Annotated in this window: 9 protein-coding genes; all 9 read right to left on the minus strand. The window is 72.2% G+C overall.

Going from position 1 to position 6,419, the window contains the following annotated elements; all coding sequences use genetic code 11:
• Positions 1-11: 11 nt before the first annotated feature.
• Positions 12-761 (minus strand): signal peptidase I, encoded by a 750-nt coding sequence (gene lepB, locus L7D48_RS01690; protein WP_374490619.1) that lies wholly within the window; start codon positions 759-761, stop codon positions 12-14.
• Between the two features lie 71 nt (positions 762-832).
• Positions 833-1,711 carry a signal peptidase I gene (gene lepB / locus L7D48_RS01695; protein ID WP_374490624.1) on the minus strand — a complete coding sequence of 293 codons (879 nt, stop codon included), beginning with the start codon at positions 1,709-1,711 and terminating at the stop codon, positions 833-835.
• Positions 1,698-2,765, minus strand: a complete 1,068-nt coding sequence (lepB, locus tag L7D48_RS01700; RefSeq protein ID WP_237876659.1) for a signal peptidase I — start codon at positions 2,763-2,765, stop codon at positions 1,698-1,700. Before lepB (L7D48_RS01700) ends, lepB (L7D48_RS01695) begins: the two co-directional genes overlap by 14 nt.
• A complete protein-coding gene (gene lepB, locus L7D48_RS01705; protein ID WP_237876661.1) occupies positions 2,758-3,399 on the minus strand; it encodes a signal peptidase I in 642 nt (213 codons plus the stop codon). The genes lepB (L7D48_RS01700) and lepB (L7D48_RS01705) overlap by 8 nt, the downstream gene beginning before the upstream one ends.
• A gap of 125 nt (positions 3,400-3,524) precedes the next feature.
• Positions 3,525-3,872, minus strand: a complete 348-nt coding sequence (gene rplS / locus L7D48_RS01710) for a 50S ribosomal protein L19 (protein ID WP_093850660.1) — start codon at positions 3,870-3,872, stop codon at positions 3,525-3,527.
• Between the two features lie 129 nt (positions 3,873-4,001).
• Positions 4,002-4,823, minus strand: a complete 822-nt coding sequence (gene trmD / locus L7D48_RS01715; protein WP_237876663.1) for a tRNA (guanosine(37)-N1)-methyltransferase TrmD — start codon at positions 4,821-4,823, stop codon at positions 4,002-4,004.
• Positions 4,823-5,428, minus strand: a complete 606-nt coding sequence (gene rimM, locus L7D48_RS01720) for a ribosome maturation factor RimM (RefSeq protein ID WP_237876665.1) — start codon at positions 5,426-5,428, stop codon at positions 4,823-4,825. Before rimM ends, trmD begins: the two co-directional genes overlap by 1 nt.
• 115 nt (positions 5,429-5,543) lie before the next feature.
• Entirely contained in the window at positions 5,544-5,783 is a 240-nt protein-coding gene (locus L7D48_RS01725; RefSeq protein ID WP_093850657.1) for an RNA-binding protein, read from the minus strand.
• Between the two features lie 2 nt (positions 5,784-5,785).
• Positions 5,786-6,220 (minus strand): 30S ribosomal protein S16, encoded by a 435-nt coding sequence (gene rpsP, locus L7D48_RS01730; RefSeq protein WP_093662131.1) that lies wholly within the window; start codon positions 6,218-6,220, stop codon positions 5,786-5,788.
• Positions 6,221-6,419 lie beyond the last annotated feature (199 nt).

Consider the following 6,419-nt stretch of genomic DNA (forward strand, 5'->3'; position numbering starts at 1 on the left):
CGTGTTCCCCTTCAGCCGTGCGTTCCCCCATTGTGCGTCAGTTCCGCGCGCTTGCCGCGGACCGAGCCGATCGCCCCGTACCCGGCGCCGCCGAGGATCAGCAGAGCGCCGGCCCCGATCGCGGTCAGGGCGGGGCCCAGCGGCCCCGGCCGGGAGGTCCCGCCGGGCAGGTCCGCGAAACCGGCCGGGCGCTCGACCATGCCCGCGTGGCCCAGCGGCCAGACGGTGGCGTCGACCCGGCCCGTCACCGCCTCCCGGGGCACGGAGCCGTTGTTGGCGTCCTCCAGGTGCGTGCGCGAGTCCAGTGACCCTTCCCGGTGGTCGCCGAGGAGGAAGAGCTGCCCCTCGGGCACGGAGGCCTCGAAGGCGGAGAAGGATGCCCGTTCCTCCTCCAGCCGGTACGGCTCGTCGACGGGATCGCCGTTGACGGTCAGCTTCCCCTGCTCGTCACAGCACTCCACGGTGTCGCCGCCGACGCCGACGACGCGTTTGATCATCGGCATGTTGCCCCACAGCGGATCGAGGAAGACGACGACGTCGCCGCGCCGGACCTCGTCGCCGTCGATGCGCTCGGCCAGCACCCGGTCCCCGGCCTCGACGGTGGGCGACATGGAGTCGGTGGGCACGGCGTAGGGCTGGTACAGCACCGCGGCCCAGACGAAACCGCCCAGGAAGAGGACGCAGCCGATCGCCACGGCCGCCGACGACAGCACCTGGCCCATACGGCCGCGGCCCTTCCCGGTACGTTCGGCTCTGCTCACTCGCGCTCCCGGAAAAGATCTGGGTCCACCGGCGGTCTGCGCCGCACCCTACCCCCGGGTACGCTTCCGGGTCAGCCCTCGGCCCGCCCGTCCGTCCCGCTCACGGCGCCAAACGCCGTCCCGGACGCCGCGGCGGCCCCTTCCGCGCTCCCCTTCACGGCCCTCGCCCTCAGGCGCCGCCGCCACATCACCAGCGGCACCGCGCCCGCCAGGCCCAGTGCCGCGGGAGCCGCGGCCAGGCCCTGCTCGGCGAAGGTGTCGGGCACCGGGAGGGTGCCCCAGCGGTCGATCGGCCACGCCTTGACCACGGCCCGTCCCACGACCTCGTCCACGGGCACCGTCCCCTGTCCGGGGAGCTGCTGGTGGAAACGGGAGTCCAGCGAGTTGGAGCGGTGGTCGCCCATCACCCAGATCCGGCCCTCGGGGACCTTGACCGGGCCGAAGCCCTCACTGCCGCAGGGAGCGTCCCCGGGGTAGATGTAGGACCCCTCCTCCAGAGCCTTGCCGTTGACCGTGACGGGGCCGTTCTTCTCGCAGGCCACGGTGTCGCCGCCGACCGCGATGACCCGCTTGATCAGGTCCTGCTCCTCGGCGGAGGGCATCAGGCCGATGAAGCTCATGAAGTCCTGGAAGACGTTGGTGTCCTGCTGGACCGACGGGTCGAGCCAGCCGCCCGGGTCGTGGAAGACGACGACCTCGCCGCGCTCGGGTTCGGCCCCGAACCAGGGGGTCAGCTTGTCCACCAGCACCCGGTCGCCCCGCTGGAGGGTGTTCTGCATCGAGTCGGAGGGGATGGAGAACGCCTGCAGCAGGAACGTCTTGATCCCCAGGGCCAGCAGCAGCGCGATGCCGATGAGGATGGGCAGTTCCTTCAGGAAGGAGCGTTGCTTCTTTTCCGTCACTCTCTCTCCGCTGTCCGGGCCCGCGGCCGTTTCCTCACCGCGCTCCACGGGCTCGCCTTCGGCCCGCCGCTCGGGCCCGTCCGCGTCGGAGCGCGCTCCGACCGCCACGTCCCCCACATCCACTCCTCACACCGATACCGCTCTTACCGCGCTGCAGCCCGCGCCTCAGCCGGTGCAGACCCACGCCTGCCACTCCCATAACGAGCGGGAGTTCCACAGGGCTCGGTATGTGCACCATGTCTTCGCCTCCGTCATTGTCGGCGCCCGCGGCCGCGGAGGCGGTCTCGCCGCGCGGGTCCGGCACCGACGCGTAGGTCTCGGGCTCCTCCAGCCGTCGCCAGTGGGAGTAGGGCCAGGCGATCACCACGGCCTTGCCCACCACCAGGCTCTCGGGGATGGTCCCCTTGCCCGGGTCCTGCAGGTGGTACCGGGAGTCGGCGGAGTTCGAGCGGTGGTCGCCCATCACGAAGATGCGGTTCTCGGGCACCTTCACCTCGAAGTCCATCTGCGAGGGCGCGTTGCCCGGGTGGAGGTACGGCTCGTTCAGGGGCGTGCCGTTGACCGTCACCCGGCCGTCCTCGTCGCAGCACACGACGGTGTCCCCGCCGATGCCGATGACCCGCTTGATCAGGTCCTGCTCCTCGGCGGAGGGCAGCAGACCGATGAAGGTCAGGAACTGCCTGCCCTGCTTGATGCCCACGGGGTCGTCCCGCTCCGGCTCCTCCCCCGGAGGCAGCCAGCCCCCGGGGTCCTTGAAGACCACCACGTCGCCGCGTTCGGGGCGCGAGCCGAACCAGGGGGTGAGCTTGTCCACCAGCACCCGGTCGTCGATCCTGATCGTCTGTTCCATCGAGCCGGAGGGGATGACGAACGCCTGTACCAGGAACGTCTTGAGCACCAACGCGATCAGCAGCGCGACGCCCACCAGGACGGGGATCTCCTTGGTCACCGACAGCCGCCGGCGCCGCCTGATCCGCTTGGCGGCGCGCCGCCGGTCGGCCCGGCCCTCGCCGGGGCCGCGCAGCGTGGTCCCGGGCTCCGGCGGGGTGCCGCCGCGGGCGGCCTCCCGCCGGCTGCCGCGCGGCCGTCCGCGCCTACCCATCCCGGCCCCGCAGAGAGGTCCAGCGGCCGGCCGGCCAGACGATCCAGTCGGCCCGGCCGATCACCCTGTCCACCGGTACGGTGCCGCCGCCGGGGGATCCGAGGTGGTCCCGGGAGTCGCTCGACCGGGAGCGGTGGTCGCCCATCACCCACAGCCGCCCCTCGGGAACCGCGATGTCGAACGGGACGGCCGAGGGCCGGTCGCCGGGATGCAGATAGGTCTCGTCCACCGGTTCGCCGTTCACCTCGATCCTCCCCCGTTCGTCGCAGCACCTGACCCTGTCGCCGCCGACTCCGACGACCCGCTTGACGTAGTCGGTCCCCCGCGACGGCTCCCGGTCGAACGAACCGGTCCCGTCGAACACCACAACGTCTCCGCGCGCCGGAAGGTTGCCGAAACGGTACGCCAGCTTGTTCACCAGGACGCGGTCGCCCGCTTCGAGGGTGTTCCCCATCGAGCCGCTCGGGATGCGGAAGGGTTCCGCCACGAACGTGTGGACCAGCAGGAGCAGCACGGCGACCGCGGCCACCGCGGCCCCCGGACGCACGAAACGCGACCGCCGCCTCCCGCCCCGTACGGGGTGGGAGGAGCGGTCGCGTTCCATGGGTCGCGTGTGCTGTTCGTCGGTGTTCATCGAGCCGAGAGCCTAACCCGGCGGCGCGGCGGACACCGGTGCGGACAGCGGCGCGGGGACCGTGCCCCGCGGGCGGCGCCGGACGCCGGGGCGTCCGGCGCTCCACCGCGCGGACCGGCCGTGGATCAGCGCTCGCGCTTCTCCTTGATCTTGGCGGCCTTGCCGCGCAGCTCGCGCAGGTAGTACAGCTTGGCGCGGCGGACGTCACCGCGGGTGACGACCTCGATCTTCTCGACGACCGGGGTGTGCACCGGGAAGGTGCGCTCCACGCCGACGCTGAAGCTGACCTTGCGGACGGTGAAGGTCTCGCGGACGCCGGAGCCCTGGCGGCGGATGACGACACCCTTGAACTGCTGCACACGGGAGCGGTTGCCCTCGATGACGCGCACGTGGACGTTGACGGTGTCGCCGGGGCGGAAGGTGGGGATGTCGCTGCGCAGCGAGGCGGAGTCGACGCTGTCGAGAAGGTGCATGACCGTCTGCTTTCCTCGCCGATGCCACAGGTCATCGGCGGAATCGTTCGTTGGGTTCGGTGAGCCGTCGTACCGGTCGGGCGTTGTTCCCCCTGTGGCAGGGTCGCGCGCCGGACGCGAGGCAGCGGCCTATTCTTCCACGCCCCGGGCCGCGGGCCCAAATCGGCCGTCGGGGCGCTCGGTCCAGCCCAGCTCCGCCAGGAGCCTGCGGTCGTCGGCGTCCAGCGCGGCGGGGTCGCACCTCTCGATCAGGTCCGGGCGGTGGCGCACTGTGCGGCGGAACGCCTGGTCGCGGCGCCAGCGGGCGATCCTGCCGTGGTGGCCGCTGAGCAGCACCTCGGGGATGTCCCGGCCGCGCCACACCGGGGGCTTGGTGTAGACGGGGCCTTCCAGCAGGTCGGCCATGGCGCCGGGCGCGAAGGAGTCGTCGCGGTGGGACTCGGCGTTGCCCAGGACCCCGGGCAGCAGCCGGGCGACGGCCTCCACCATGACCAGCACGGGCGCCTCGCCGCCGGCCAGCACGTAGTCGCCGATGGACAGCTCGCGCACCCGCAGGCGCTCGCCGTACTCCTCGACGACGCGGCGGTCGATGCCCTCGTAGCGGGCGGGGGTGAAGACCAGCCACGGCTCGGCGGCCAGTTCGACGGCCGTCCGCTGGGTGAACGGGCTGCCGCTGGGGGTGGGGACGACCAGGACCGGACCCTCGCCCCGCCCGTCCCCGCCCGAGGCGATGACCGAGTCCAGCGCCTCGCCCCACGGCTCGGGCTTCATCACCATGCCGGGGCCGCCGCCGTAGGGGGTGTCGTCGACGGTGTTGTGCCGGTCGTGGGTCCACTGCCGCAGGTCGTGGACGCGTACGTCGAGCAGGCCGCGGGCGCGCGCCTTGCCCACCAGGGAGACGTTCAGCGGCTCCAGGTACTCGGGGAAGATCGTGACGACGTCGATCCGCATCAGACGCCGTCCTCCGCGTCCCCGCCGCCTTCTCCGTCCCCGCCCGCCGCACCGTCCCGAGCGCCGTTCCCGGTGCGGGATCCGGCGATCTCGGCGCGGTCGTCGATGAGCCCCGGCGGCGGGTCGATGACGGCCCGCTGCCCCTCCAGGTCGATCTCGGGGACGATCTCACCGACGAAGGGGACGAGCACCTCGCCGCCGTCGGGCCCGCGCACCACGAGCAGGTCCTGGTGGGGCAGGTGGGCGATCTCCTCGATGCGGCCGACGGGCGTTCCGTCGCGGGTGACGACGTCGAGGTCGATCAGCTGGTGGTCGTAGTACTCGTCGGGGTCCTCGGGGGTCTCCTCCGGATCGACCTCGGCGATCAGCAGGGTGCCCCGCAGCGCCTCGGCGGCGGTGCGGTCCCTCACGCCCTCGAAGCGCAGCAGCAGCCGGCCGCTGTGGACGCGCCCGGACTCGATGGTCAGGGGGCCCGCGGAGGCGGGGTCGGTGGCCAGGACGGCGCCGGGGGCGAGGCGCACCTCGGGTTCATCGGTGCGCACCTCCACCGTGACCTCGCCCTTGATCCCGTGGGCACGGCCGATGCGCGCGACTACCAACTGCACTGCTCGTCACTCCAGGTTCTCGCCGGTTCCCGTACGCCGGCGGTCACGGCACGGGCCGGGAGCGGCGGTGCCGCTCCCGGCCCGTGCCGGTGCTCTGCGTTGTCTGCCGCGGCCCTCAGCGGACCTGGTCCACGTCGACGAGGTCGACGCGGACGCCCCGCCCGCCGAGAGCGCCCACGACGGTGCGCAGCGCGCGTGCGGTGCGGCCGTTGCGGCCGATCACCTTGCCGAGGTCGTCGGGGTGGACCCGGACCTCCAGCACGCGCCCGCGACGCAGGTTGCGGGCGGCGACCTGCACCTCGTCGGGGTGGTCGACGATGCCCTTCACCAGATGGTCGAGGGCCTCTTCCAGCATGGTCACGCCTCGGTCGACTCGGCGGCGGCCTCGGCCTCGTCCGCCTTCTTGTCGGCCTTCTTCGCCTTCTGGGTGATGGCCTCACCCTTGGGCTCGTCCGCCGACTCCTTGGCGGCGGCCTCGAAGAGGGCGCGCTTGTCGGCCTTGGGCTCGGCGACCTTCATCGGCTCCGGGGCCGGCAGACCCTTGAACTTCTGCCAGTCGCCGGTGACCTTCAGGATGGCCAGGACCGGCTCGGTCGGCTGCGCGCCGACGCCCAGCCAGTACTGGACGCGCTCCGAGTCGACCTCGATGCGGGAGGGGTTCTGCACCGGGTGGTACAGACCGATCTCCTCGATGGCCCGGCCGTCGCGACGGGTACGGGAGTCGGCGACGATGATGCGGTAGTGAGGCGAACGGATCTTGCCCAGTCGCTTCAGCTTGATCTTGACTGCCACGGCTGTGGTGTCTCCTGGTCTTTGGCGTGGTTGGACACGGCGGGATGCCACGTGGGGTTGTGGTACCCGAGTGTCCGAGTGGACGCGTCAGCCGGAGGAGAGAGGGGTCCTGTGCGGCTGTCGAGTACAGCCGCCCATTGTGCCACACCTCTTGTGCCGCACCCCGCGGGGGCAGCCGGTGCCCCGGCCTCCCCCGGCC

Source organism: Streptomyces sp. ICN903 (assembly GCF_022015835.1).
Lineage (GTDB): Bacteria > Actinomycetota > Actinomycetes > Streptomycetales > Streptomycetaceae > Streptomyces > Streptomyces fenghuangensis.

Bases quoted from the DNA above. Each gene is read 5' to 3' on its own strand.
- L7D48_RS01725 (WP_093850657.1), bottom strand. From the start codon at position 5,783: ATGCTGGAAGAGGCCCTCGACCATCTGGTGAAGGGCATCGTCGACCAC.
- lepB (WP_237876661.1), bottom strand. From the start codon at position 3,399: ATGAACACCGACGAACAGCACACGCGACCCATGGAACGCGACCGCTCC.
- lepB (WP_237876659.1), bottom strand. From the start codon at position 2,765: ATGGGTAGGCGCGGACGGCCGCGCGGCAGCCGGCGGGAGGCCGCCCGC.
- rplS (WP_093850660.1), bottom strand. From the start codon at position 3,872: ATGCACCTTCTCGACAGCGTCGACTCCGCCTCGCTGCGCAGCGACATC.
- trmD (WP_237876663.1), bottom strand. From the start codon at position 4,823: ATGCGGATCGACGTCGTCACGATCTTCCCCGAGTACCTGGAGCCGCTG.